The sequence below is a fragment of the Spirulina subsalsa PCC 9445 genome, assembly GCF_000314005.1.
Lineage (GTDB): Bacteria > Cyanobacteriota > Cyanobacteriia > Cyanobacteriales > Spirulinaceae > Spirulina_A > Spirulina_A subsalsa.
Window position 1 is genome coordinate 1,039,484 of the sequence record NZ_JH980292.1, and the last position, 22,884, is coordinate 1,062,367.

Genomic DNA, 22,884 nt, shown 5'->3' on the forward strand with positions numbered 1-22,884 from the left:
AACTGCATTAAATAAGCGTTTATCTGCCGTCCAGAGGTCAACTTGTAGCCGTTGTGCTAACGCTAAATAATGACTGTATTATGACTGCCATTCTTGCCATTTAATCCCGTATGAGTTATTTCCATTAGTGCTTATTACTAAGCGAATAATAAAACTAACATCTAGGCTTATCATAACAGATCAATTAATCCGTAATAGTAGAGTTGAGTTGGGATAATTTCGGAAAACAGGCATCCATAAGTTCTTGACTACGTTCTTCTCTCATTTGATAAATCATCTCATTCACATCCATATCTAATGGTTTACCTTCTCGTCTTTCTAAAATTTCCCCTCGGACTTCTATCATTTTATGATAAGCTTCTTGACTCTTACTTAATGCGGTTTTTTCTTGTAAAAGTGCTTTTTCATCTGGGTTTAAATTATTAATGATTTGCACTAACGCATCGACTAATTGAGTGTTCATGTTTTCTCCGTATTATTGATTGTATTGGTCTTTGGGACTGTAGCCAAGGGAAATGAAGGCATCCCCAAGACTGGGGAGAGTTTTATTTATGGTTATATCGTATTTTAGGTTGTGCTAGGGCAAATTCATGAATACCCCGCCCAGAAAGAACAGGGTATTCACGGAGTTTCTGCCCTCAAAATCTAGGAAGAATCAAGGGTTTTATCTGGGTTGGATGGAAGGGGGATATACAGAACGAACTACTCGCCAATAACGCGGCCGTTGTAAAGACTCATGGCTTTTTCTAAACCTTGTTTTAAGCTCAATTCCACGGCACTGACTACCCAATCTAATACTTCAGCAATGACCTTTTTCTCCGAGGGAGCAAATTTGCCCAAAACATGGGACACGGTTTCCTTGTCTTCCCCAGATTTACCGATGCCAACTCGCAACCGGGGAAAGTCTTGACTCCCAAGGTGAGCAATGGTGGATTTGATGCCATTATGCCCTCCGGCCGACCCAGAAAGGCGAATCCGTAAGCGTCCAACGGGTAAGTCCATGTCGTCGTAAATCACCAGAATGGATGCTGGGGGGATTTTATACCAATCGACAACGGCACGAATGGACTCGCCGGAAAGGTTCATGTAGGTTTGGGGTTTGAGTAAATAAATTTTCTCTCCGGTGATACTCCGTCCCTCGCTAAAAAAGCCTTTAAAGCGTTTATGATTCTGCCAAGAGAGTTGCCAAGTTTGAGAAAGGCAATCTAAGGCTTCAAAACCGATGTTATGGCGGGTTTTATCGTATCGAGTTCCGGGATTTCCTAACCCGACAATCAGTTGAGGAATGATTAGGGAGGGGGTGGGATTGGTTTGTATCATTGAACGGGGAACGGGGAACGGGGAACGGGGGAGCAGGGGAGAGGGGGAGAGGGGAAGAGGGGGAGAGGGGGAAGAGGGGAAGAGGGGGAGAGGGGAAGAGGGGAAGAGGGGGAGAGGGGAAGAGGGGGAGAGGGGAAGAGGGGGAGAGGGGAAGAGGGGGAGAGGCAATCTCCCGACTCCTGACTAGATTGCTTCGTACCTTCCTTCGGAACGCTACGCGTTCACTTCGTGACGCTCCGCGTTCGCGAAGCGTTGCGCAGCAAACGCAATGACATTACTTCCGACTCCCGACTCTCTAGGGCGCAAGCATTGCGCCCCTACACCGATTCCCGACTCCCGACTCCCGACTCCCAATTCCCTACTCCCGACTCCGAATTTTCTGAGCGACTGCCACACCACGCTTAACACAATCGCCTAGGGCTACGCCGTCGGTATAGTTGGCTAGGATGTGTAAGCCGGGGAATTTACTTAATTCCTGCTCTAGGGTGGCGAGTCGTTGGAGATGTCCTAGGGTGTATTGGGGGATGGCCTGTTTCCAGAGACGGACGGCGAGGATTTTGGGGGTAAATTCAGGCCGGATGAGGATTTTACACAGGTCTTGATGAACCGCTTGGGCGATTTCTTCCGGGTCGAGTTGGGCAATTCCGGGGTCGGTGGCTCCGCCAATAAAGTTGGTGAGCAGATGTTCTCCTTCGGGGGTGCGTCCGGGGAATAAACAGGATGACCAGATGGTGCCGAGGGTGCGGATTCCTTGGTTGCGGGGGATCAGATGACCAAACCCTTCTAAAGGACGCGCTGAGGCTGCCCTAGGATAGGCGAGAACGACGCAGGCGACGGGGGGATAGTAGATTTCCTTTAAGACCCCGTGCAGGGCAGGAGTGAGGGGTTTTAGGAGGTCTGCGGTGATGGGGGCGGGGGTGGTGAGGATTAGGGTGCGGGTGGCAATTTGTTGGGGGCCGTCGGGGGTGTTAAAGTGGGCGAGATAGGTTTGTTGGGGGGTGATTTCGAGGTGGGTCAGTCGCCACTGGAGTTTGAGGCGATCGCCTAATTGAGATGCGATCGCCCGGGGCAACATTTCTAAGCCTTCCCGAAAGGATCCCAGTTGTCCCGTTTTCGTTTCTGGCAAACTGGGATCCGGTGGGGCTTTAGGGGGGGCTTGCCGACGGGCTAAAATCCCCCCGGCCGCCAATCCTCCCCCCAGTTGGGCAAATTCAAACACCCGACGGAAGGCCGCTTGAGCGCTCAGTTGATCCACATCCCCCGCATAAACCCCAGAGACAAAGGGCGCGACTAGGCGTTCTGTGACTTCAGTCCCTAAATGACGGGTGAAAAATTGACGCACCGTTTCTTCCTCTCGACCCACTAAGCCCCCAACAAAGCCTAATGCTCCCAAGGCCGCCCGCCATTTCCCCGCCTCACTAAGTAATTGGGTTTTCAAGGCCGCCGGGGGACTCATGGGGACGGGGTGTAACTGCTGATTCCAGTAGACAAAACGGGGGAGACGGCGATCGGCAAAGACTAAATCCTCTTTTAAACCCACCTCTACGGCCAGGCGTAGCAAGTCTTCTGTGGGAGCAAAACTGTTAGGGCCTTCTTCCCACAGATAGTCCCCCTGCCGATTGGTTGTAATGTTACCGCCTACCCGTCCCTGACTTTCGGTGACTAAAAACTGGGTTTGCTGTTTTTGGAGGGTGTGAGCCGCGCTAAGACCGCTAATTCCGGCTCCCACAATAAGACTATCAAGCATAGGTCGGGACTGAAGTTAAGAGCAACTTTCCATTCTACCTAAGAGTGGAATAGTGTTTCAAGGTACACTTTGGCACAGGTTTGATAATTGTCGGCGGCACGGTAGGCGGTGGGATGGTTGGGGGAGCTTGTCGGTTGGGAAGGAGAATCGCTATTACTCTGCAACAAAAATAAGGACAACGCCGCCGCAAACACCCGATCTTGATCCCAGTTGGGGTGAGTGTCTAAATAGGTTTTGAGCGAAGCGTGCAGTTCTTCGGGAATTTCCGCCAGAATACTGATGTTGGTTTTCATAAATACCTCTCGGGTGTCTAGGGGTGGAGGATGGAACAAGTCACGGACTCACCGGGCTGTGCGAAGTAGAAGGGGAAATCCGAACTTTTCGACAGGGGATTCATGGAGTCCGCAATAAAGAACAAATGTATTTTCACGACCAGATAAAATTAATCCCCTATACCTATTTCGGGAGAGAACCCCAGCTTTGTCAATGCTGAGAAATGTTACAAATTTCTTTGGCAAGAATAAAGATTTACCAAAAAGCAAAGGTTAAAGCCCCTTTTTTGTTACCTAACTTTACAGAAACTCCGTATAAAACGCCTCCTTTTTGACAAACACTAAAATCTTTCCTAGGGCGCAAAAAGGATGATTCTAGAGATCGACCTGTGGAAAACTTGGGGAAAACTGTGGAAAAATACGCTAACCCTGTGGAAAATTTGGGGAATATTTTGGGGAAAACTCGACGAAAAAATAAGAATTACAAAGTTAGGTTGCTGGGGGAAAATCAGATTTTGTCTCCGGCACTCCTCAAGTGGCTTAAATTCCCGACTGACTCTCATGCAAGCCCTAGGTATTGACCCAGTTTTTGTAAGAGTGGAGTGGGAGGCATGGGAAATATTGAGATTTGGGGGAAAAAGGGAAAATCCTATGAGACAATGGAAACACCGTCTCGTCTTTATAATTTGACTTTGTGAATAAAGTTCGTACTGTTTCTGATACTAAACAAAATTTTTATACCCATCATACCCGCCCTATTAACTCAATCTATCGCCGGGTGGTGGAGGAGTTGATGGTTGAGATGCACTTGCTCTCCGTGAATGTGAATTTCGGCTATGACCCCATTTATGGCTTGGGGGTGGCTTCGAGTTATGAGCGTTTTATGTCGAGTTATAAGCCGGAAGCGGATCGGGTGTCCATTTTTGAGGCTTTGTGTCGGGCGGTGGAAACCGATCCCCAACAGTATCATCAGGATGCGGCGACTCTGCTCGGATTGGCGGAAAAAATCTCCCTTGATCAACTACTCAACTGGACTAGCTCTCTGGGGTCTTACGATGGGGCGCAACCTTTGTATAATGCGTTGAATGCGATCGCCTCCCCTGAACGGAAGTTTAAATATAGTCGTCTGTTTGCTATTGGTCTGTACGCCCTGATTGAGAAAATCAGTCCGGCGACGGCACAAGACCATAAGAAACTGAACGAGGTTTTACAGTCCTTGGGCGAAGGCCTCCGTTTACCCATTGATAAGTTACAGAAGGACTTAGAACTCTATCAAGGCAACTTGGAGAAAATGGAACAAGCCAAACGGGTGCTACAAGATGCCTTAGAAGCGGATCGGAAAAAACGTCTCAAGCGGGCGTTAGAAAAAACCCAAGGGGCTGAAAGTTCGGAAAATGCTCAGGGTGCCTGAGTGTTTCTGGGATGGGTCAGAGATTTTCTAGGGATTCGGAACATTAATGACCCAAAACTGTGTTATAATGGAAAACGATCCGGACTTACGCGATCTGAACGCCCAAACCTTGTCAGAACCGGAAGGTGGCAGCAATACGGGATGCTTCAGATAGGCGTAAACTCCGGGTCTTTTGCTGTCTGGGGTCTTTTCGGACAGAGAAAGAAGGGTTTTGAGAGAGAATTAAGGTTCGGTCTTCAGGCTGGTCAAGGACGGAATTTGCCGCGTATCCTAGAGAAAGAAAGCCGCCTTGAACGGCGCAAGTCTGGGAGGAACATGATGCCTGATTTCGGAAACCTAGTGCAAAAAGCCTTCTATCTCGGTGTAGGGATTGCCTCCTATGCAGGGGAAAAAGCGAATTTGAGTTTGCAGGAGTTGCGATCGCAAGCCCAAAAACTCGCGGAGGAAATGGTCAAACGGGGAGAAATTACCACCGAAGAAGCCTCTAAACTGGTGGATGAGTGGATTCAACAAGCCCAACAGCCTCCTATGCAGCAAGGACGTGAGGAGTCCAAAGAACCCCGACGGATTGAAATTATTCTCGATGAGGATCCCCCCCCCTCTGAATCTCAATCCCCTTCAGATCCGGTGCAAAATTTGCGGGATCAAGTGCAGAACCTGCAAGAAGAACTCCGACGCATTCAAAAGGACTCCTAGACCATTGAGGGAGGTTGATCCCCTAAGTCCAGTGAGTGTGTCACAATGGAGGTCGCCCTGTGAACTACTCCGCCGCTATGCCTATGGAAGATTGGTCAAAAGAATTCTGGGAAATGTTCGACACCGTAACTCAAGAGATCGAACAATTTGTTAATGAAGTGGGAGAGGTAGCCGAGGCGATCGCCCTTGAAGTCCAAGAAGTCGTAGAAACGGAACTGGATCAATGGTTTGAAAGCTTTGTCACCCCCTTATTATTCCCCTTTGAAGATCCACCAGATTGGGCAGAATTCCCCGATCACGAGTTAGACCTGTTGTTTACTGAACAAGTGTCACCCAGTTTAGACCAACATCCCGCTTGTATCGGGTGTCAACACTATCATGGTCAAGTGTATAACGGAACCCTGCTCGTCTGTGCCATGCACCCCTACGGCAGTGACACCCCCACCTGTCCCGATTGGGATGGCGGAAAACCCCCTCAGACTCCTGTATATTAAAAAATCTTGCTTGATCTAAGCCTTCTCAAGAAACAGCCAACACCATGACAAATCATCCTGAAGTGAAATATGGCGAACGTGCCATTTTAGACGGGGAACTGATTACCTTTCCCAATCCTCGCATCGGTCGAAAATATGACATTCATATTGACCTGCCCGAGTTTACCTGTAAATGTCCCTTTTCCGGCTATCCCGACTTTGCCACCATTCATATTACTTATTCCCCGGATCAATCGGTGGTCGAGTTAAAAGCCTTGAAACTCTATGTCAACAGTTATCGCGATCGCTACATTTCCCATGAAGAAGTGATCAATCAGATATTAGATGACTTTGTAGCCGCTTGTAATCCCCTTGAAGTCTCAATCAAAGGCGATTTTTCCCCCCGGGGCAATGTCCACACCGTCATAGAAGTGCGTCACCGTCAGGAAGACCCTCTATCCTGATTTCCTCCCCTTGGTTAATCCTCCTTCAATCCCTTTGGTCTATGACTTGCGAACACTGTAGATCCATTAAGGTTGTCCCCGAAATAACCTCCCCCGAACAATTAAGCCAAACCCTCCGAGGGATTCGAGAAGCGATCGCATCCGGTGTATTAGCCATCGACCAAGACGCATCCCGTCAGAAATCCCCCTTTCCCTGGACAGGGGAAGTCACACCACCCCCCCCCAACCTCAACCAGCACTTATACTGTACCTTTTGCGGACAAAAGTTTAGACTCTCGGCAGAAACCACCTCCGGCATCCAAGGCTACTTTAGCCGAGAGGACGACCCGGGCTAAACCCTAACCTTGCCAGTCCCTCAATTAATCGTTATAATTAAGAAGCGAACAACACGGGGCCGTAACGGTTTCGACAGGCTGGCGAAAGCTGACCCGTGATACAGGTCGAGAGTGAGCCTCCTCTCGTTAATCAAAGGTTCAAAAAAAATAGTAAATGCGAACAACATCGTTCCTTTCGCTCGTAAAGCCGCTCCTGTAGCTGCTTAATCTAAACCTAAACACGGTTCGAGCATCTATAATTCGACTCCGTTAAGGATTATAGATAAACCCCAACGGATGCTCTAGTCGAGTTTCTCTAGTGGCTTGACTAGCTAAGACTTCATTAGAGAATCCCATCGTTAGGGACAATTAACGATTCCCGCCTTGAGGGTTAGAAAGGCTAAACCTGTGAATGAGCGAAAAGTAAATACCCAGTTTGGACAGCAGTTCGACTCTGCTCGGCTCCATCCCCAAAGCAAGCGGCGAGAAGTGAATCTCTCGCCACTTCTAGTTTTCAGGCTAATAGGGAAAGATGACGCGATCGCCCGGACGGATATCCATGTGGAGAAACCCCCGTTTTTGCCCCAAACCAATCCCCTTGACCGCCGATTCAACCTTCAGCAACTCCAACAAACGGCGAAAATCACCATTGAGAGGATAAATATCCATCGCCCGCCCGAAAATATGCTGAGAATTGGGAACCCCAATCCTCAGCGCCGCCGGACGATACCCCGAAGTAATACCAATAGGAGAACCGAAGCGACTGCGAACTCTGCCAAAAACAATCGCTAACCTCTCCATATCCTCCACAATTTCCACCGAGTTCGGAATCCGACGAAAATCTAACCCCTTCGTCATCTCCCCCCAAGTCAACGGCACATCGGGAACAATATATTGATGCTCATAAATTTTACCCACCTTGGGCAAAACCACACTTTTTCCCTCCAACTGTCCGGCATTGGTGAGGACTTGCTGCTTCAGGGCTTGAGGCTGTTCCGAAACCGAATGTCGTGGGGCCAGTTCTGACAGCGCCTGAATTGTACTCGGACCCACCAAGGACGGAAACTCCAACCAGAGATCCTCTTTAAACGCCGCCAACGCCTTACGGGTTAACGGTCCAGCTATGCCATCCACTTGTCCCGTCGGCAAATAGCCCCCGATTTCTAGACGAGACTGAATCCATCGCACTTGATCGGTACTCAGATCAGACAATTCCGTTGCCTTAGTCAATGTTGGAGTATTCATATCCTTTCCTCGCTCATTCGTCTTGAGTGGTTATTCAATTGAGCTAATCCGCGCCAGTTGCCGAGCGCTGTATTTGCGGTCAGCGTCGGGAGAAAGTCACTCCCCAGCCACCCCAGAACTCATGATGTATTTGGGCTTCTCAAGCATAACCAGACCCCCTGAGTTTGTCCCCCAATAGCAAAGATTGTTAACTGAATCTTGCCAGAAAGCCCCCACTCTACTCCTTCGTTTCCGGTAGATCCCCCTCACTATCCCTAGAACCAGACCAAGCCACACTACCTAAAAAAGCCTGTAACTTAAGGCGCTCAATATAAGGCCACCCTCCCACCTCCTCAATATCTCGCAGAATATTATCTAGGGCTTGGCGAGTATCCGGTAAAGAGGTTAAGAACAAATCCTCGCGGATTTGACGGTGAACTTGTTCGAGATGTCGTAGGAGGGAAAGGAGTGCCATACTATCTCCTTCCAGACTTTGAGCTAAGGCAACAATATCCTGACCCAGTGTTTCGAGTTGTGTTTCAAGTTGCTGTGAATCCAATGCGTTCTCCCCACTGATGTTTAAAGCTAAGGGACATTTTACGAGATTGCCTGCATTGCAGGATCGGCGATGTTGAGCAACCGGATCTAAATAGCTACATCCGTGATGATAATATGATGTTGGACTTGAACCTTTTCTCTCAAAGTCTGAGGGAAAGTCTCCACGCATCATCTTGAAGTGGTGTGCAGGAGATGTCAATAGAGCTTAATACAAGCTTTTAGAACACAACCCAGAACTTGGCTCTGTCCAGTGGCGATTCCTACGGAAGGCTAACGCCAACGCAGGATTAACGCGGAAAACAGAACATTCTCCGGAGAAACCCATCTCATCTGGGAGGGGATTCTTCCCACGCAGAATCAATAGCCAAGCCTTTAATAAATTGGCCGGGAATTCCCCATCTCATAATTGAGCGTTGGGAACCAGCGTTACTGCCCAAGGAGGCAATGTAAGACCAAAACGGGGGCGTAAGTCTTTCCTAGAGGCAATTGCCGTTGAATTGGGAAGCTCCGTCCCACCAGTGGAGTAGAGCAGTTCACAGATTAAATCGAAATCAGAGATTGACAATAATAGAGGTTGACTATGAGGCATTATCGTGCAGTTATTATGGCGTTCCTAGTGCTGTGCCTAGGGGTGCTAACCGCTTGTGGTGATGGTGCAGTAAGTGCTGCCAATCGCAACCAATTGACCTACGATCAAATTTTGAACACGGGTTTAGCTAACCTATGTCCTGAACTCGAAGAAACCGCCCGTGGCACAATTCCCATTGCTGGAGGTCAGGTTTATGAAGTGACCGACTTGTGCTTAGAACCCAGAGAGTATTTCGTGAAAGAAGAACCCTCCAACAAGCGCAAAGAAGCCGAATTTGTTCCGGGGAAAGTTCTCACTCGCTATACATCCAGCATTGAGCAAGTTTACGGCAACGTTAAATCTGGCAGTAATGGGGTGCTGACCTTTACGGAAGAGGGCGGACTGGACTTCCAAGCCATTACTGTTTTATTACCGGGGGGCGAGCAAGTTCCGTTCCTGTTTACCATTAAGCAGTTAGTGGCCAGCACCGAACCCGGTTTTGATTCCATCAACACCTCCACAGACTTTAAAGGAGAGTTTAACGTGCCTTCCTATCGGGGCGCTGTATTCTTGGATCCTAAAGGTCGCGGGGTCGCCAGTGGTTATGATAACGCCGTTGCTCTTCCCTCTGCCGCAGACGTAGATGATTTAGAACGGGCGAATACCAAACGAGTTGTTACCGGAAAAGGTGAAATCTCCTTACAAGTGACTAAAGTTGACGGTAGCACCGGAGAAATTGCGGGTAACTTTGTGAGTGTTCAACCTTCTGCAACTGACTTAGGCGCGGAAGACCCGGAAGAAGTGAAAATCCGTGGAATCTTCTACGCTCGCGTTTCTGCTCCATAATTGGCAACAAGCGGTTTATTTTGCAAACATCCCAGTTGGGATGTTTGCACGGCAGTGATTAGCTGGGAGGTTAAACAGCTAATCACTGTTTTGTCTGGGGTCAGAGCATCTGATCCCGTTTTAGGGATAGGGACGTTGCGGTGGCGATGGTTGTTGAGCAACGTGGACTTGTAGCCCTTGGACTGGGGGTCAAGCTGCCTGTAGAGGAAGAGGTGATTGCTACGCAACGCTTTGCTACGCAACGCTTTGCTACGCAACGCTTCGCGAACGCGAAGCGTCACGAAGTGAACGCGAACGGGGATGTCCCTAAAAAGACATCTAGAACCTCCCGTAGAAGCAGGAAAGCCTCATAGTGATATGGGGAAGCCCGCACCGTACCCCTAGGGTCGGTGTCGGGAGGATGTCATGATCAACGGGCAAGAGGAGAAAAATGGCATCTTCTAGCCCTTGAGTAATAACTTCATGATTTGTTAATATTTCTGACAAAACGCCTAAATACGGCAGTCTCGGGGAAATCACTGTTGCAGGGTGTTTGCAGAAACGAATAAACTTGGAAGGGAGAAAATTCTGAAAACTTCATAAAATCTTCCTCGGTCCAAATTCTCTAATCTTGAATTAGATGGTTGTCTCTCAAATCTCTAAACCTTAGCCGGACAAGCATCAAAGCAAAAATTCTCTCAAGAGAGTTGCTCGGGTTTCATTCTCTGGAAGTGCTTCTATAATTTGTCAGTTTGTTAGATTCTATCTTTAGATTCCGTCTTTTCATTCCATCGTCAAAACAGGGTTTTTCTATACCATGTCTACTGCCGTGTCTCGTTCCATCCAACCTGATTATTCATCTAGTGATAGTCTACCCAGTCCTGACCTGCCGACTATCAGCTTGAAGAATGATAGTTTGGAATTATTACGCCAATACCAAGAACGTCCGGACTCTGCCTTGCGCAATGAGATCGTCACGCTGAATTTAGGCCTAGTGCGGAAAGAAGCACACCACTGGGTAAAACAATGCACGGAAAGTTATGAAGACTTGTTACAAGTGGGCTGTTTAGGGTTAATTCGAGCCATTGAACGGTTTGATCTCTCGAAAGGTCATGCTTTTAGTTCCTTTGCTATTCCTTATATTCGGGGTGAAATCCAGCACTATTTGCGAGATAAAGGCTCTTCGGTGCGGATTCCGAGACGATGGTTAGAACTACGGCAACAGGCGATCGCTAGCACCCGTTCTCTGAGGGCTGAACTGAACCGCCCCCCGACGGATCAGGAGATTGCCGAACGGGTGGGATTGTCCCTGATGGAGTGGCAAGAGATTCAACTCGCCTATCAAAATCGGGAACCCTTGAGTTTAGACCTCCCGGTTGGAGAAGGGGATGAGGGGCTGACCAGTTTAGGGGAATTAGTTCCCGATCATCAGTACCGCAGTTTCCAACTCGCCCAAGAGGATCGGATTCGTTTACAACAGTCTTTAGTGCAACTCGAACAACGCACCCGAGATGTTCTAGAATTCGTCTTTCTGCACGATTTAACCCAAAAAGAAGTAGCGGAACGCATGGGGATTAGTGTGGTTACTGTCTCCCGTCGGGTCAAAAAAGGTCTAAACGCCCTGAAAGGTTTGATGGGAAAAGGCTAGGATGAGGGGAGAATCCCGAGTCACCACCAGAACTTAACGACTTGCAGGGAACAGATCATTCTTCGTCTAGAATTGGGGGTGATGGGATTCAACACATCTAAGTGATTCAGGCTAAGGAGAGATGGCTAAATATAACTTATTTCTTTTACTGTCTGCGATCGCCCTTTCCCTAGGAATAAGCGGTTGCGAGTCTCTACCCTTCATAGGGGGCGACAATTTTGATGATGGTGGAGATTCAGAAATCGTAGTCCAAGAACCGATTCCGGCCCCTCAAGGAGATCCCTCCGCCGAGTTACCCAGTACTGAAGAAGAAGAGGCCGAAGACGGCGCAGATTTTGAAGACCCCCTGGTGACCGGAGAAGCCGCCCAAACCGCCGCCGCTCAAGGCTTAATCCCTCTCCCCAGTGGAGAAGTATTGCGCCAGAGTGTCCAGCAACAGGCCGGACGAAGTGATCCCTTCGCCACTATTCCCCTTGCCCCAATTACTACCGAGGCTATTCGCCCTCCGATTATCCCCGTCCGCATCCCCCCGCGTCCTCCCAGTCCCTTTGATGGTGTGAGAGCGCCCGACCGTTTACCCTCCGCGAGAGTCCCCAACCCCCAAGGGCAAGGGGTTCCGGTTGCTCCCGGTCAAGCCCCATCGGGAGATACCGCCCAGACTCCTGCTGCACCAGGAACTCCTGCGACTCCAGGAACTCCTGCGACTCCAGGAACTCCTGCGACTCCTGATATTCCCTCCCCTAATGGAGTTGAACCACCGCGCCCGGATTTTATTCCTGACTTGCCCTCACTGCCTGAACCCACCTTAGCCCAAGCGGTACAGGTGACGGGAGTGGTGACAGTGAATGGTGAAACCCGGGCGATTTTGCAAGCGCCCACCGAAAAAAGTCGTTATGTGCGAGTGGGGGACTATTTAGCCAATGGACAGGTTTTAGTGAAACGGATTGAAGTCCAAGGACGCGCTCAACCTGTGGTGGTTTTGGAAGAGTTAGGGATGGAAGTGACTCGCGCTGTGGGTGAACCTCCGGCCTCTGATGCTCCCTCAGAAACTGTATCTTTAACGCGAGGTCGTCCCAGTAGTTAGGGCCGGCTGAATAGGGGGAGGGGGAGAGAGGGGGAGTTAATAATGAGTACCTATTACCTATTCCCCAACATTAACAAGTTAGGCTTGTGTGCATTTTGTCAAGTCCCAGATATAGCGTTCCACAAACTGGAAAACACTATTTATAGGGTCTTCAATTTTGGACACAACCGGATTTTCCCGACTCCCGACTCCCGACTCCCGACTCCTTGACTTCTAACGTTGAGCCTTAACTTGTCAAGATTCCCTATTCCCTGTTCCCCGTTCCCCGTTCCCTTGACTTCTAAAGATCATGAAGCACAGCACAGAAATTTATTGTTCTCAAATGCCCCTCGCCGTGTATCGAGAGGTGGCGGCTCATTTACGGCAAGTGGTGGGGGTTTCTGTCACCCTCACGCCCCAAGAGATGGGGGAGTTTAACTATCAACAGAGTCAAATCGGTTCCTTGTGTTTAGAATATGAAGGATCTGAGGAGCAAGTGCAACAAGTTCAGAGCATTTTGGATTATTATGCACAAAAACATGGGGCCTGGCAGGAAAAATCTTAGGTTGTATGAACTTTAGAGAGGAACTCCAACCCAATCGCTTGATTCCTAGCTTAACGGCCGGGGTGGTGGTGGGGATTATTCGGGTGAGTTTGTGTTTCTCCTATGCGGTGTTTATCTTTTCAGGTCCCTTGACGGAGTATCTCCCCTGGGGAATTGGGATGTTGTTGTTTAGTGGCGCTGTGGTGAGTTTTTGGCTGGCGCTGACCAGTTCGGCCGAGAATGTGGTGGCTCACCCTCAACCCCAATCTACGGCGGTTTTAGCCCTCTTGGTGCCGCCTATTGTGGCGCAAATGTCCCCGGAAGCTACGGGGGAGGCGCTGTTTTTAACCACGATTGCGGCGATCGCACTTTCCACCCTAATTACAGCCTGTGCCTTTTGGGGTCTGGGATGGCTCAAACTGGGCAATCTGATCCGCTTTTTTCCCTACCCTGTCATTGGGGGGTTTATTGCTGGGAGTGGTTGGTTATTGGTGCGCAGTCCCCTGCAAGCGATGGCCGCCCGTCCTTTGACCTTTACCACCCTGCCCAGTTTTTTTCAGGCCGATATTTTCTATCATTGGTTTAGTGGGGTAGTATTCGGCACCGGGTTGTTAATGCTCTCTCGGCGTTACAATCACTGGTCTGTGGTGCCGGGGAGTCTGTTGGGTGCGATCGCCCTTTTTTACGCTGTCTTAGGCCTCACCCAAACCGAGATCAACACCGCCCGGGTGGAAGGATGGTTATTAGCCAACAACACCGAGGGAGGATTATGGCATCCCCTGACTTGGCAACACCTCACCCAGATTGAATGGTCTGTCCTTTGGCAACAAACCCCCCACTTTGCCACCATTGCCCTAGTAAGCGTGGTCAGTTTGTTATTAAACGTCAGTGGCATTGAATTGGCTGTGGCTCAGGATATGGACTTAGATCAGGAACTGCGCACCGTTGGCCTAGGGAATTTAGTGGCAGGATTCGGCAGTGGCGCTATTAGCTACCATGCCCTCGGCTCTTCGGTGCTACCCTATCGCATGGGGGCAAAAAGCCGCTTAGTGGGGGTGGGAGTGGCCGTCGTGTCTGCCATTGCCTTGATTTGTGGCTCTACCATGGTGGCTTTTTTGCCCAAGTTTGTTTTAGGGGGGTTAACCTTGTTTTTAGGGTTTGGCTTCCTCTGGGAATGGGTGATTGAAGCGCGGCACAAGTTACCCCGTTTAGATTATGTTATTGTCTGGGGGATTTTATTGGTGGTGGCCAGCTTTGGTTTTTTGGAAGGAGTGAGTTTAGGATTAGCCGTTGCGATCGCCACCTTTGCCGTAAACTATAGCCGCATTAACCCCGTCCAACTCACCTTTTCCGGCGCATCCTACCCCAGCCAAGTGATTCGCCTCCCCTACCAAAAGCGCATCCTTGCCCAAAAAGGACAACAAATCTTGATTTTAGTCCTCCATCAATTCCTCTTTTTCGGCACCGCCCACAAACTCCTAGAATACATTCAACAGCGTCTCCTCGCCCCCACCCAAGAAGACCCAAAACTTGACATCAATGCCAAGATTCGCTTTATCCTCCTCGATTTTAGTCAAGTCTCCGGGTTAGACTCCTCCGCCGTCCGGAGTTTTGTCCGTATTCAGCAAATCGCCAGCCAACACGAGATCACCCTTGTTTTTAGTCATCTGCGCCCCTCTCTACTCTCCCAACTGCAACAAGGCGGCTGTTTTGACCATCCTCAACCCCACTGTCAACAGTGGAATATTTTCCCCGATTTGGAGCGAGCCTTAGAATGGTGCGAAGATCAGATCATCCACCATCATCTCTTTCCCTACCGTCGTCTGTTTCCCGACTTAGATCAATGGTTGGAACAGATGCAATCAGAACAGTTAATTCTTGAACTTCAGGCCGTCTTTGGAGATATCGCCAAAGTACAGAAATTTCTCCACTATCTCGAACCCAGAGAGTTCCCGGCCGCTCATACCCTCTTCCATCAAGGGGATACGGCCGAGGGATTATATTTAGTCGCCTCGGGTCAACTCAGCGCCTATCTAGAACAATCTGACGGGGAAATCAATCGCTTATGGCGGTTTAATCCGGGGAGTATTGTCGGCAAAACGGGGTTATCTAGTGATCAAGTCCGTCTTTCTTCCGTCATTACAGACCAACCCAGCTTACTTTATTATCTCTCCCCTGCTGCCCTTCAGCACCTCTCCCAAGAAGCCCCAGACCTTGCCCTCCAGTTTGAACATTTTCTGTTGCAATTGCTCTGTGAGGAGCGTTTAAATGAACGGCAACGGGCTATTAATAAGGGGGTGCGTTGGGATTAAGAGAAATCAGTCTCCTCTCGTAGAAACAGGAAAGCCTCATAGTGATATGGGGAAGCCCGCACCGTACCCCTAGGGTCGGTGTCGGGAGGATGTCACAGCCTCCTTCGCAGTAGAGATTCGTTACAGACACAGCACTCCTCCGGGTAAACGGTAGGTTTCACTTTCTCCAACAACATTGCTCACTGAGTCAGATATTTTGACAGCAGCCGATGCTATTGTGAAAGCGGGGCGCGTTAACTCTCTTCGATGACACCCATTGCCTCCTTGGGTGAGGATTGAATCTGCCGCGAACCTTGGCCTATAATACCCAGCAAATATTTCAAATAAAATTGATGCAACTATCCTCTCCTAGTGATGCCACCACCCTACAAGCTAGTTTTCAGGCTTTATCCGATCCCCTACGGCTGCAAATCATCGACCTCCTGCGGGCTGAGGAGTTGTGTGTTTGCGAATTAGGCGATCGCCTCACCGTTGCCCAGTCTAAACTGTCCTTTCACCTCAAAATCCTCAAATCCGCCAATCTCATCCTCCCTCGTCAAGAGGGACGCTGGATTTATTACCGCCTCAATCTGAGTCAATTTGTGGTTTTAGAGCAGTATTTCGCCGAATTACGCCGTTTTAGCCCCATTATTGCCGCTCGTCCTTGTCAAGAATAGGAAGTCGGGAGTCGGGAGTCGGGAGTTGGGGGTGGGGAGTTGGGAGTTGGGAGTCGGTGTAGGGGCGCAATGCTTGCGCCCTAGGGAGTTGGGAGTCGAGGAATCAAGAATTATTCCCTATTCCCTCTCCCCCTCCCCCCTGTTCCCTGTTCCCTAAAATAAAAGAGTTTTGGCTATTCACTATTCCCCTGCTCCCCCATTTACCTCCCCTTTAAGTTCCCTTAATGTTTATATCAAATATTTTTGATATATAATGTTTATCGAATCTCAAAAAGCACTATGGCCTTAACAAGCTCACTCAAAACCAGCGCCCTCAGTGTCGCCTCTGCCCTTCTTCTGGCCGCTTGTAATCAAGCTCAGTCCCAAACACCCCAACCCATCCGCATTGATGGTTCTAGCACCGTCTACCCCATCACTCAAGCAGTAGTTGAGGAATTCCAAGCCCAGAGTCAAACCAAGGAACAAGGCACAAAACCCCCCGCTCAGATTACGGTGGAAATCTCCGGCACCAGTGGGGGATTTAGAAAATTCTGCCGGGGGGAAACCCAAATTAGTGGGGCCTCTCGTCCCATTAATCAAGAGGAAATTGTGGCCTGTCGGGATAATAAAGTTCCCTATCTAGAAATTCCCGTTGCTTTTGATGCTTTAACCGTTGTGGTGAACCCACAAAATAACTGGATTGATAGCATCACCTTACAGGAGTTAAAAACCCTCTGGCATCCCAACGCGGAAGGGCAAATCCGAAACTGGAATCAAATCCGTTCTAGTTTACCGGACCGTCCGATTAATCTTTTTGGAGCTGATGTAGATTCCGGCACCTACGACTATTTTAATGAGGCTGTAATGGCTGAAATTAAAGTCAGTCGTAAAGATTATGTGGGGAATGAAGATGATAATTTAACCGTTCAAGCAGTGAGTCAAGATGTTAACGCAATGGGCTATTTTGGCTTGGCTTACTATGAACAAAACCAACACCGCTTAAAGGCGTTAGCTATTGACAACGGGAAAGGCGAAGTTTTACCCTCACGGGAAACGGTAGCGGATGCTACCTATCAACCCTTGGGTCGTCCTTTGTTTATCTATGTCAATTTGGCAATGGCACAGAAAAATCCCGCGTTGCAAGACTTTATTCAGTTTTATCTGGATAATGGGGAACGAATTGCTGAAAAAATTGGCTATATTCCTCTGCCGGAAGAAGCCTATGAGTTGGGAAAGATCATCCTCTATAAGGGCGAAGTGGGAACGGTTTTTGGGGGAAAATCTCAATTTGATCTCACCTTACCCGATATGTTACGTCAACCTGCTAAATTTTAGCTGTTTTTTACCACAATCTCATGAGTGAATCATCCCGAGTGAATACCCAAGCTGTCCAAGCGGGTGGCACTTTAAACGTTTTTGAAAAATACCTCACCGTCTGGGTTATTTTGTGTATTTTGGTGGGCATTGGTTTAGGGAAACTATTGCCCGGTGTTGCCCGAGGTTTGGACGCAATGAGTGTTTATAATGTGTCTATTCCCATCGCTATTTGTCTCTTTTTCATGATGTATCCTATCATGGTTAAGATTGATTTTAGTCAAACGGTGCAGGCGGCAAAGACCCCTAAACCTGTAGTTTTAACCTTGGTGGTCAATTGGTTAATTAAGCCTTTCACCATGTTGTTTTTTGCCCAGTTCTTTTTAGGGTGGTTGTTTGCTCCCTTTTTAAGTGGGACAGAAATCATCCGGGGGGAATCGGTGACTTTTGCCACGTCTTATATTGCCGGAGCGATTTTGTTGGGGATTGCTCCCTGTACGGCAATGGTCTTGATGTGGGGGTATTTATCCTATAGTAATCAAGGCCATACGTTGGTGATGGTGGCGGTTAATTCTCTGACGATGTTATTTCTCTATGCGCCGTTGGGGAAATGGTTACTGGCGGAAAGTAATTTGATTGTGCCTTGGCAAACAATTGTTTTGTCGGTGTTTGTTTATGTGGGTTTACCTTTGGCGGCAGGAATGTATAGCCGTTATTGGATTATGAAGCATAAGGGTAAGGCTTGGTTTGAGCAAGTTTTCTTAAACTATCTAAGTCCTGTTGCCGTGACGGCTTTGTTACTAACGTTGGTGTTGCTTTTTGCTTTTAAGGGGGATGTAATTATTGAAAATCCTCTGCATATTTTGCTGATTGCGGTGCCGTTGTTTATCCAAACTAATTTCATTTTCTTAATCGCTTATGTGGCGGCTTTAAAATTGAAAATGTCCTATGAGGATGCGGCTCCGGCGGCGTTGATTGGGGCGAGTAATCATTTTGAAGTGGCGATCGCAACGGCGGTGATGTTGTTTGGTCTAAATTCTGGTGCTGCCTTAGCTACGGTCGTCGGGGTACTGATTGAAGTTCCCGTCATGTTGATGTTAGTGGAGTTTTGCAAACGGACGGCCTTTTGGTTCCCCCGTGAACCGGAAAAGGCGACTTTATTGGATCCTCGTTGTTTGAAAGACTGTCTATGAGCAATTTTGATCACCCCCCCCGCATTTTGTTTTTATACGGCTCCCTGCGCGAGCGTTCCTACAGTCGCCTGTTAGCGGAGGAGGCAGCGCGCATTATCACGGATATGGGAGCCGAGGTCAAGTTTTTCCATCCCCACGACTTACCTCTGCGGGGACAAGTGGAGGAATCCCATCCCAAGGTGCAGGAGTTGCGCGCTTTAAGTCAGTGGTCCGAGGGTCAAGTTTGGTCTTCCCCGGAAATGCACGGCAATATCACCGGGATTTTGAAAAATCAAATTGATTGGATTCCTTTGAATATCGGTGCTGTGCGACCTACTCAGGGGAAAACCTTGGCGGTGATGCAGGTGAGTGGGGGGTCCCAGTCGTTTAATGCGGTGAATACTCTGCGCATTTTAGGCCGTTGGATGCGGATGTTTACCATTCCTAATCAGTCTTCGGTGGCTAAAGCTTATCAAGAGTTTAATGAGGATGGAACGATGAAAAATTCTCCTTACCGCGATCGCGTGGTGGATGTGATGGAGGAACTGTATAAATTCACGCTGTTATTGCGGGATAAGGTGGATTATCTCACAGACCGCTACAGCGAACGGAAAGCCAATCAAGGATAAAAGGAAAGCCAAATGAAGCGCGTGATGTTTGTTTGTAAGAAGAATTCGGCCCGCTCCCAAATGGCGGAGGCCTTCGCTAAACGGTTAGCGGGGGAGGGGGTAAGTATTACCAGTTCAGGATTAGAGGCCAGTCAGGTCAATCCGGGTGCGATCGCTGCCATGGACGAAATCGGCATTGATATCCGAGAGCAAGAGTCTAAAGCGTTAGGAGACTTTAAACCGGAAGATTTTGATGTGGTGATTTCCCTTTGTGGCTGTGGGGTGAGTTTACCCCCAGAATGGTTGACGCGGGAGGTGTTTGAGGATTGGCAACTGGAGGATCCGGCTGAACAACCGGAGATTTTCCCTCGGGTACGGGATGAAGTGAAAGCCCGGGTGGAACAGTTAATCGAGAACCTGAAACAGTCAGTCTAGTTGGGCTTGGTTCAGTAAACGGTGCGTCAAGCAAAATGAAAGCGTCCCAGTCGTGATGGATTAACAGAAGACGACAAGGAGCATCTTAAGGGCTGACGCACCCTCTGAGCTAGGTAGGAACAGGTTCACCGGGGCGTAATTTCATCCATTTCCCCGCTTCCTCTAAGAAACTCTCACACCCCACAACATCCCATTCCATCTCAATATAGTCCTCTTGCGGTCGAATATTGACATTAATTGAGGGTTCTTGGGGTTCAAAGGTAGGATTTTCCGTTAAATGGGGTTGTTGATGTTGGTGTTCCACGGCATGATAGGTTATACAGCGATCCACATAATGACAATTAATACAAATACACATGGGTTCTGCTCCCACTGAACAATCTGCAAACAATCTTTCGGGTTAAAACAACTGATTCAAGTTTGCTCAATTCTAACAGGATTTTTCCCGAACTGTGGCGCAAGGGCTAACTACAGAAGCCGAAAACCTACCCAATCTGACGCAAAATGCCTCAAATCCTCAGAAATTCCCCGAGCATCCCGCAGAGTGTCCACTGGGTGAAAACTCTATTCAATTCTTGGCAATTCTGTATTCTCGGCTTGAAAATAGGGCTTGGCCTGGAATCCCCCAATTTCTGCCAGAATTGAATTAGGAAAGCGTCCCACAAATTGATTATATTGTTGAATCGCTCGATTATATCGTAGTCGTTCCGTAGCAATGCGATTTTCCGTTCCCGCTAACTCATCTTGCAGCCCAATAAAAACCCGAGATGAACCTAATTCAGGCTGAGAAATAACCCATTGATTAAACTGTCCAATCGCCCGATTCATTTCAGTCGTTGCAGCCATTTTTTCTTGTTGAGAATTAGCCTGTAAATACTGCTCTCTCGACTGGGTTAATAAACGCACAATTTCTTGTTCTTGTTGCGCTTGTGCCTGAGTGACTGCCAATAAATTGGGGATTAAATCCGCCCGTCGTTGCAGTTGATTTTCCACCTGGGCCCAAGCCGCCTCCGCTTGTTGTTGACGTTCTGCCATACCATTGTAGGTGAAGATTCCCCACAATAGCACCATCACCCCAACCGCAATCCCCCCATAGGTTAGGGCGACTTTACGCTGATCTTTTTCTTGTTTGGCGATCGCCGCTTGTTTCTGTCGGGCTTCTACTTGTGCGATCGCCTTTTGAATAAATTCTGGCGGAATCGAAACCTCTGATCCCGCTTGTTCCAACTGATTCAGAGAATAACTACTTTGCGTTTCTTGATACAACCGAGACGCAACTTCTAACACTTCATCTGCTAATTCTTCGGGAATCTGCTCATTTGAATCTTTCATGAACCAATCGCCTTTTAACTCCACTGCCTCTATAATAATATCAAACACAAAAATAGACCTTAGTTAATAGTTCAAGATTTAATATAAATTTTTTTGAACAATTCTCTGACTCTCAAATAAACGAACTACAATATAGCATAGATTTTTGTGTCGTTTCCGCCGATCAACCATGATATATCCTAAAATTAAACTAAAAAATCAGCCAAAAGTCCGAACATTTCTACTCGGAGCTTTAATCTTTGTCTGTTTAAGTTTTACACTACTTTTACATCCTGCTCCCAGTTATGCTGTCACCCCGGCACAAGTTCCCAATCCTCGCCAAGTTTCCGGGGGCTGGGTAACAGATATGGCTAATGTTATCGATTCTGCCACAGAAGCCCAGTTAAATCAAATAATTACAGAATTAGAAGCGAAAAATGGTGCAGAAATTGCCGTTGTTACCATTCCCCAAACCAACGAATTATTGACTCCTAAAGATTTTGCCACCCAACTGTTTAATCTGTGGGGAATTGGGAAAGTGGGACAAGATAACGGGATTTTGTTTTTAACTTCCGTGGGAGATCGGCGGGTTGAAATTGAAACGGGATATGGGATAGAGGGAATTTTACCCGATGGAAGAGTGGGGCGTATTTTAGATGATCATGTGGTGCCGTATTTCCGCAATGATGATTTTAATCAGGGGATTTTAGAGGGAACTAAAGCTTTAATTGAAGTCCTAGAGTCTCAAACGTTTGATCCCGCTTTAGTTCCTTCTTTAGAGTTACCAAATTTTGTCTGGTTAATGACAGGATTTACCGCGATTCTATCCGGTGTATTATACAATATTTCTCAGGGATTTTCTAGAAAACCTGTATTGGTCAATCCTGGAGAATATAAACGCATTAAAGGCGTAGATGGCAGTGATTTTTCCATCTATTTATTTATGAGAGCAGGAGTATTTTGTGTTTTATTTGCTGTAACCATTTTACCGATTTTTACCCTGTCCCATCGCTCACCAGAATTAGCTCTCTTTGGGGGAGTATTATTGGTGACAGTTATCTTTCTTTTCTTCACTTATAAAGCCGCCGTCAGTACAAAAAAACTAAATCAGCGTCTACGAACCTGGACGATTTTACTAGGCTTGATTATCCTAGGGACTTTAATCATCGTTGTACCGGGCATTGTAGACCTCCGTTTCCTGTGGGAGGCGATCGCTCTTGTTCTATTGATGACCATTACCCCCCGAAATGACCGTCTTCTCTCTGCTGTTACTAGCATTATTATAAGTTTCTTCGTTACATTAATCCTTGTCTTTTTTTGGGTGTTGTTAAACTTAGAACAATGGGGCTATATGCGTGGCATTGTAGAACTATTCTTGGACTATTTTAGTCACCTAACAGTTAGCGGATTTGCGGCGGCTATTATTAGTTTATTCGGCTGTTTTCCAGTAGCACGAGAACTCATCCAATGGCGGTTTCAAAAATCAGAAAATCAGCGTTCTTTACGCCCTATTTATAACGCCAACTCTCAATCCCCCATGCAGCTTTTAAACTCAGAAATGCTCCTTTCTGTCCTCAATCAGCATCAAAAAAAAGCCCAACAATTAGACAGCACCTTTTTTGAGGGATGGTGGACTCCTAAAAATCACTCTGTCCGCCGTGAAGAAGTTTATCTCAAAGCTTATATTAACACTGGCTTAGGACAGAAATATTCAGAATGTCCTATTGGGAAAGAGTTTACGGTATCGAGTACATCTACAACGGTGATTTCTGCAACAGAACATAGCACCGGATTAGAGCGTATTATAGACACTTGTGAATGTTGTAGTTATCGCAAACAATCGGAGCGAGTAATTCCCCGTGTTACCTCTTCTTCTTCTTCTTCTTCGAGTAGCAGTAGCGGTGGTGGGGGTAGTTTTGGCGGAGGGAGTAGTGGGGGCGGGGGTGCAGGCAGAGGATTTTAGGGAGCTT

General features: G+C 47.9%; 26 protein-coding genes and 2 other RNA genes. 19 read left to right on the forward strand and 9 right to left on the reverse strand.

Annotation, left to right across the window (positions count from 1 at the left end):
* Positions 1-184 precede the first annotated feature (184 nt).
* From SPI9445_RS0104995 to SPI9445_RS0105010, 5 genes are all read right to left on the reverse strand, one after another.
* Positions 185-463 carry a hypothetical protein gene (locus SPI9445_RS0104995; protein WP_017303633.1) on the reverse strand — a complete coding sequence of 93 codons (279 nt, stop codon included), beginning with the start codon at positions 461-463 and terminating at the stop codon, positions 185-187.
* A 239-nt stretch (positions 464-702) separates the two neighbouring features.
* Positions 703-1,320 carry an aminoacyl-tRNA hydrolase gene (gene pth / locus SPI9445_RS0105000; RefSeq protein WP_026079537.1) on the reverse strand — a complete coding sequence of 206 codons (618 nt, stop codon included), beginning with the start codon at positions 1,318-1,320 and terminating at the stop codon, positions 703-705.
* Positions 1,321-1,533: 213 nt separating this feature from the next.
* Positions 1,534-1,719: a hypothetical protein gene (locus SPI9445_RS30325; RefSeq protein WP_237747926.1), complete on the reverse strand. Its 186-nt coding sequence runs from the start codon at positions 1,717-1,719 to the stop codon at positions 1,534-1,536.
* Positions 1,679-3,067 carry a protoporphyrinogen oxidase gene (gene hemG, locus SPI9445_RS0105005; protein ID WP_017303635.1) on the reverse strand — a complete coding sequence of 463 codons (1,389 nt, stop codon included), beginning with the start codon at positions 3,065-3,067 and terminating at the stop codon, positions 1,679-1,681. Before hemG ends, SPI9445_RS30325 begins: the two co-directional genes overlap by 41 nt.
* Before the next feature lie 38 nt (positions 3,068-3,105).
* On the reverse strand, positions 3,106-3,360 hold the full coding sequence (locus tag SPI9445_RS0105010) for a DUF2811 domain-containing protein (RefSeq protein WP_017303636.1): 255 nt from the start codon (positions 3,358-3,360) through the stop codon (positions 3,106-3,108).
* Positions 3,361-4,033: 673 nt separating this feature from the next.
* On the opposite strand from SPI9445_RS0105010, the gene psb29 reads away from it, so the two are divergent.
* From psb29 to ssrA, 7 genes are all read left to right on the forward strand, one after another.
* Positions 4,034-4,750 (forward strand): photosystem II biogenesis protein Psp29, encoded by a 717-nt coding sequence (gene psb29 / locus SPI9445_RS0105020; protein ID WP_017303638.1) that lies wholly within the window; start codon positions 4,034-4,036, stop codon positions 4,748-4,750.
* Positions 4,751-4,826: 76 nt separating this feature from the next.
* Positions 4,827-4,923, forward strand: an RNA gene (gene ffs, locus SPI9445_RS28190) — signal recognition particle sRNA small type.
* Positions 4,924-5,068: 145 nt separating this feature from the next.
* A complete protein-coding gene (locus SPI9445_RS0105025; protein WP_017303639.1) occupies positions 5,069-5,446 on the forward strand; it encodes a hypothetical protein in 378 nt (125 codons plus the stop codon).
* A 59-nt stretch (positions 5,447-5,505) separates the two neighbouring features.
* Positions 5,506-5,940 carry a hypothetical protein gene (locus tag SPI9445_RS24395; RefSeq protein WP_164674468.1) on the forward strand — a complete coding sequence of 145 codons (435 nt, stop codon included), beginning with the start codon at positions 5,506-5,508 and terminating at the stop codon, positions 5,938-5,940.
* A 44-nt stretch (positions 5,941-5,984) separates the two neighbouring features.
* The gene (gene queF / locus SPI9445_RS24400) at positions 5,985-6,383 is read left to right on the forward strand and encodes a preQ(1) synthase (RefSeq protein ID WP_017303641.1); all 399 of its coding nucleotides are present in this window, start codon (positions 5,985-5,987) and stop codon (positions 6,381-6,383) included.
* Positions 6,384-6,424: 41 nt separating this feature from the next.
* Positions 6,425-6,718, forward strand: coding sequence for a hypothetical protein (locus SPI9445_RS0105040; RefSeq protein ID WP_017303642.1), 294 nt, complete (start codon positions 6,425-6,427; stop codon positions 6,716-6,718).
* Between the two features lie 55 nt (positions 6,719-6,773).
* Positions 6,774-7,167: a transfer-messenger RNA gene (gene ssrA, locus SPI9445_RS28195) on the forward strand.
* A 49-nt stretch (positions 7,168-7,216) separates the two neighbouring features.
* Here ssrA and SPI9445_RS24405 read toward each other — a convergent pair.
* Both SPI9445_RS24405 and SPI9445_RS0105050 read right to left on the reverse strand, forming a co-directional pair.
* On the reverse strand, positions 7,217-7,942 hold the full coding sequence (locus SPI9445_RS24405; protein ID WP_017303643.1) for a D-Ala-D-Ala carboxypeptidase family metallohydrolase: 726 nt from the start codon (positions 7,940-7,942) through the stop codon (positions 7,217-7,219).
* Between the two features lie 217 nt (positions 7,943-8,159).
* A complete protein-coding gene (locus SPI9445_RS0105050) occupies positions 8,160-8,480 on the reverse strand; it encodes a hypothetical protein (protein WP_017303644.1) in 321 nt (106 codons plus the stop codon).
* A 603-nt stretch (positions 8,481-9,083) separates the two neighbouring features.
* On the opposite strand from SPI9445_RS0105050, the gene psbO reads away from it, so the two are divergent.
* The 11 genes from psbO (at position 9,084) to arsC (ending at position 19,603) form a co-directional block, all read left to right on the forward strand.
* Entirely contained in the window at positions 9,084-9,893 is an 810-nt protein-coding gene (psbO, locus tag SPI9445_RS0105055) for a photosystem II manganese-stabilizing polypeptide (protein ID WP_017303645.1), read from the forward strand.
* A gap of 796 nt (positions 9,894-10,689) precedes the next feature.
* Complete coding sequence (locus SPI9445_RS0105065) at positions 10,690-11,520, forward strand: RNA polymerase sigma factor SigF (RefSeq protein WP_017303647.1); 831 nt, start codon at positions 10,690-10,692, stop codon at positions 11,518-11,520.
* 121 nt (positions 11,521-11,641) lie between these two features.
* Positions 11,642-12,604, forward strand: coding sequence for a hypothetical protein (locus tag SPI9445_RS0105070; protein WP_017303648.1), 963 nt, complete (start codon positions 11,642-11,644; stop codon positions 12,602-12,604).
* A gap of 289 nt (positions 12,605-12,893) precedes the next feature.
* Positions 12,894-13,148, forward strand: a complete 255-nt coding sequence (locus SPI9445_RS0105075; RefSeq protein ID WP_017303649.1) for a hypothetical protein — start codon at positions 12,894-12,896, stop codon at positions 13,146-13,148.
* A 5-nt stretch (positions 13,149-13,153) separates the two neighbouring features.
* Positions 13,154-15,439 (forward strand): SulP family inorganic anion transporter, encoded by a 2,286-nt coding sequence (locus tag SPI9445_RS0105080; protein ID WP_017303650.1) that lies wholly within the window; start codon positions 13,154-13,156, stop codon positions 15,437-15,439.
* A 332-nt stretch (positions 15,440-15,771) separates the two neighbouring features.
* On the forward strand, positions 15,772-16,095 hold the full coding sequence (locus SPI9445_RS0105085) for an ArsR/SmtB family transcription factor (protein WP_017303651.1): 324 nt from the start codon (positions 15,772-15,774) through the stop codon (positions 16,093-16,095).
* Positions 16,070-16,252, forward strand: a complete 183-nt coding sequence (locus SPI9445_RS30330; RefSeq protein WP_164674469.1) for an AraC family transcriptional regulator — start codon at positions 16,070-16,072, stop codon at positions 16,250-16,252. Before SPI9445_RS0105085 ends, SPI9445_RS30330 begins: the two co-directional genes overlap by 26 nt.
* Before the next feature lie 122 nt (positions 16,253-16,374).
* Positions 16,375-17,409 carry a PstS family phosphate ABC transporter substrate-binding protein gene (locus SPI9445_RS0105090; protein ID WP_017303652.1) on the forward strand — a complete coding sequence of 345 codons (1,035 nt, stop codon included), beginning with the start codon at positions 16,375-16,377 and terminating at the stop codon, positions 17,407-17,409.
* A gap of 20 nt (positions 17,410-17,429) precedes the next feature.
* The gene (arsB, locus tag SPI9445_RS0105095) at positions 17,430-18,581 is read left to right on the forward strand and encodes an ACR3 family arsenite efflux transporter (protein ID WP_033373964.1); all 1,152 of its coding nucleotides are present in this window, start codon (positions 17,430-17,432) and stop codon (positions 18,579-18,581) included.
* Positions 18,578-19,189: an arsenical resistance protein ArsH gene (gene arsH / locus SPI9445_RS0105100; RefSeq protein WP_017303654.1), complete on the forward strand. Its 612-nt coding sequence runs from the start codon at positions 18,578-18,580 to the stop codon at positions 19,187-19,189. Before arsB ends, arsH begins: the two co-directional genes overlap by 4 nt.
* Positions 19,190-19,201: 12 nt before the next feature.
* On the forward strand, positions 19,202-19,603 hold the full coding sequence (arsC, locus tag SPI9445_RS0105105; protein WP_017303655.1) for an arsenate reductase, glutathione/glutaredoxin type: 402 nt from the start codon (positions 19,202-19,204) through the stop codon (positions 19,601-19,603).
* Between the two features lie 109 nt (positions 19,604-19,712).
* Here the strand turns inward: arsC and SPI9445_RS0105110 are convergent, their stop codons facing one another.
* Complete coding sequence (locus SPI9445_RS0105110) at positions 19,713-19,961, reverse strand: Ycf34 family protein (RefSeq protein ID WP_017303656.1); 249 nt, start codon at positions 19,959-19,961, stop codon at positions 19,713-19,715.
* Positions 19,962-20,167: 206 nt separating this feature from the next.
* On the reverse strand, positions 20,168-20,935 hold the full coding sequence (locus SPI9445_RS0105115; protein WP_026079541.1) for a LemA family protein: 768 nt from the start codon (positions 20,933-20,935) through the stop codon (positions 20,168-20,170).
* 169 nt (positions 20,936-21,104) lie between these two features.
* On the opposite strand from SPI9445_RS0105115, the gene SPI9445_RS28200 reads away from it, so the two are divergent.
* On the forward strand, positions 21,105-22,877 hold the full coding sequence (locus SPI9445_RS28200) for a TPM domain-containing protein (protein ID WP_017303658.1): 1,773 nt from the start codon (positions 21,105-21,107) through the stop codon (positions 22,875-22,877).
* Positions 22,878-22,884 lie beyond the last annotated feature (7 nt).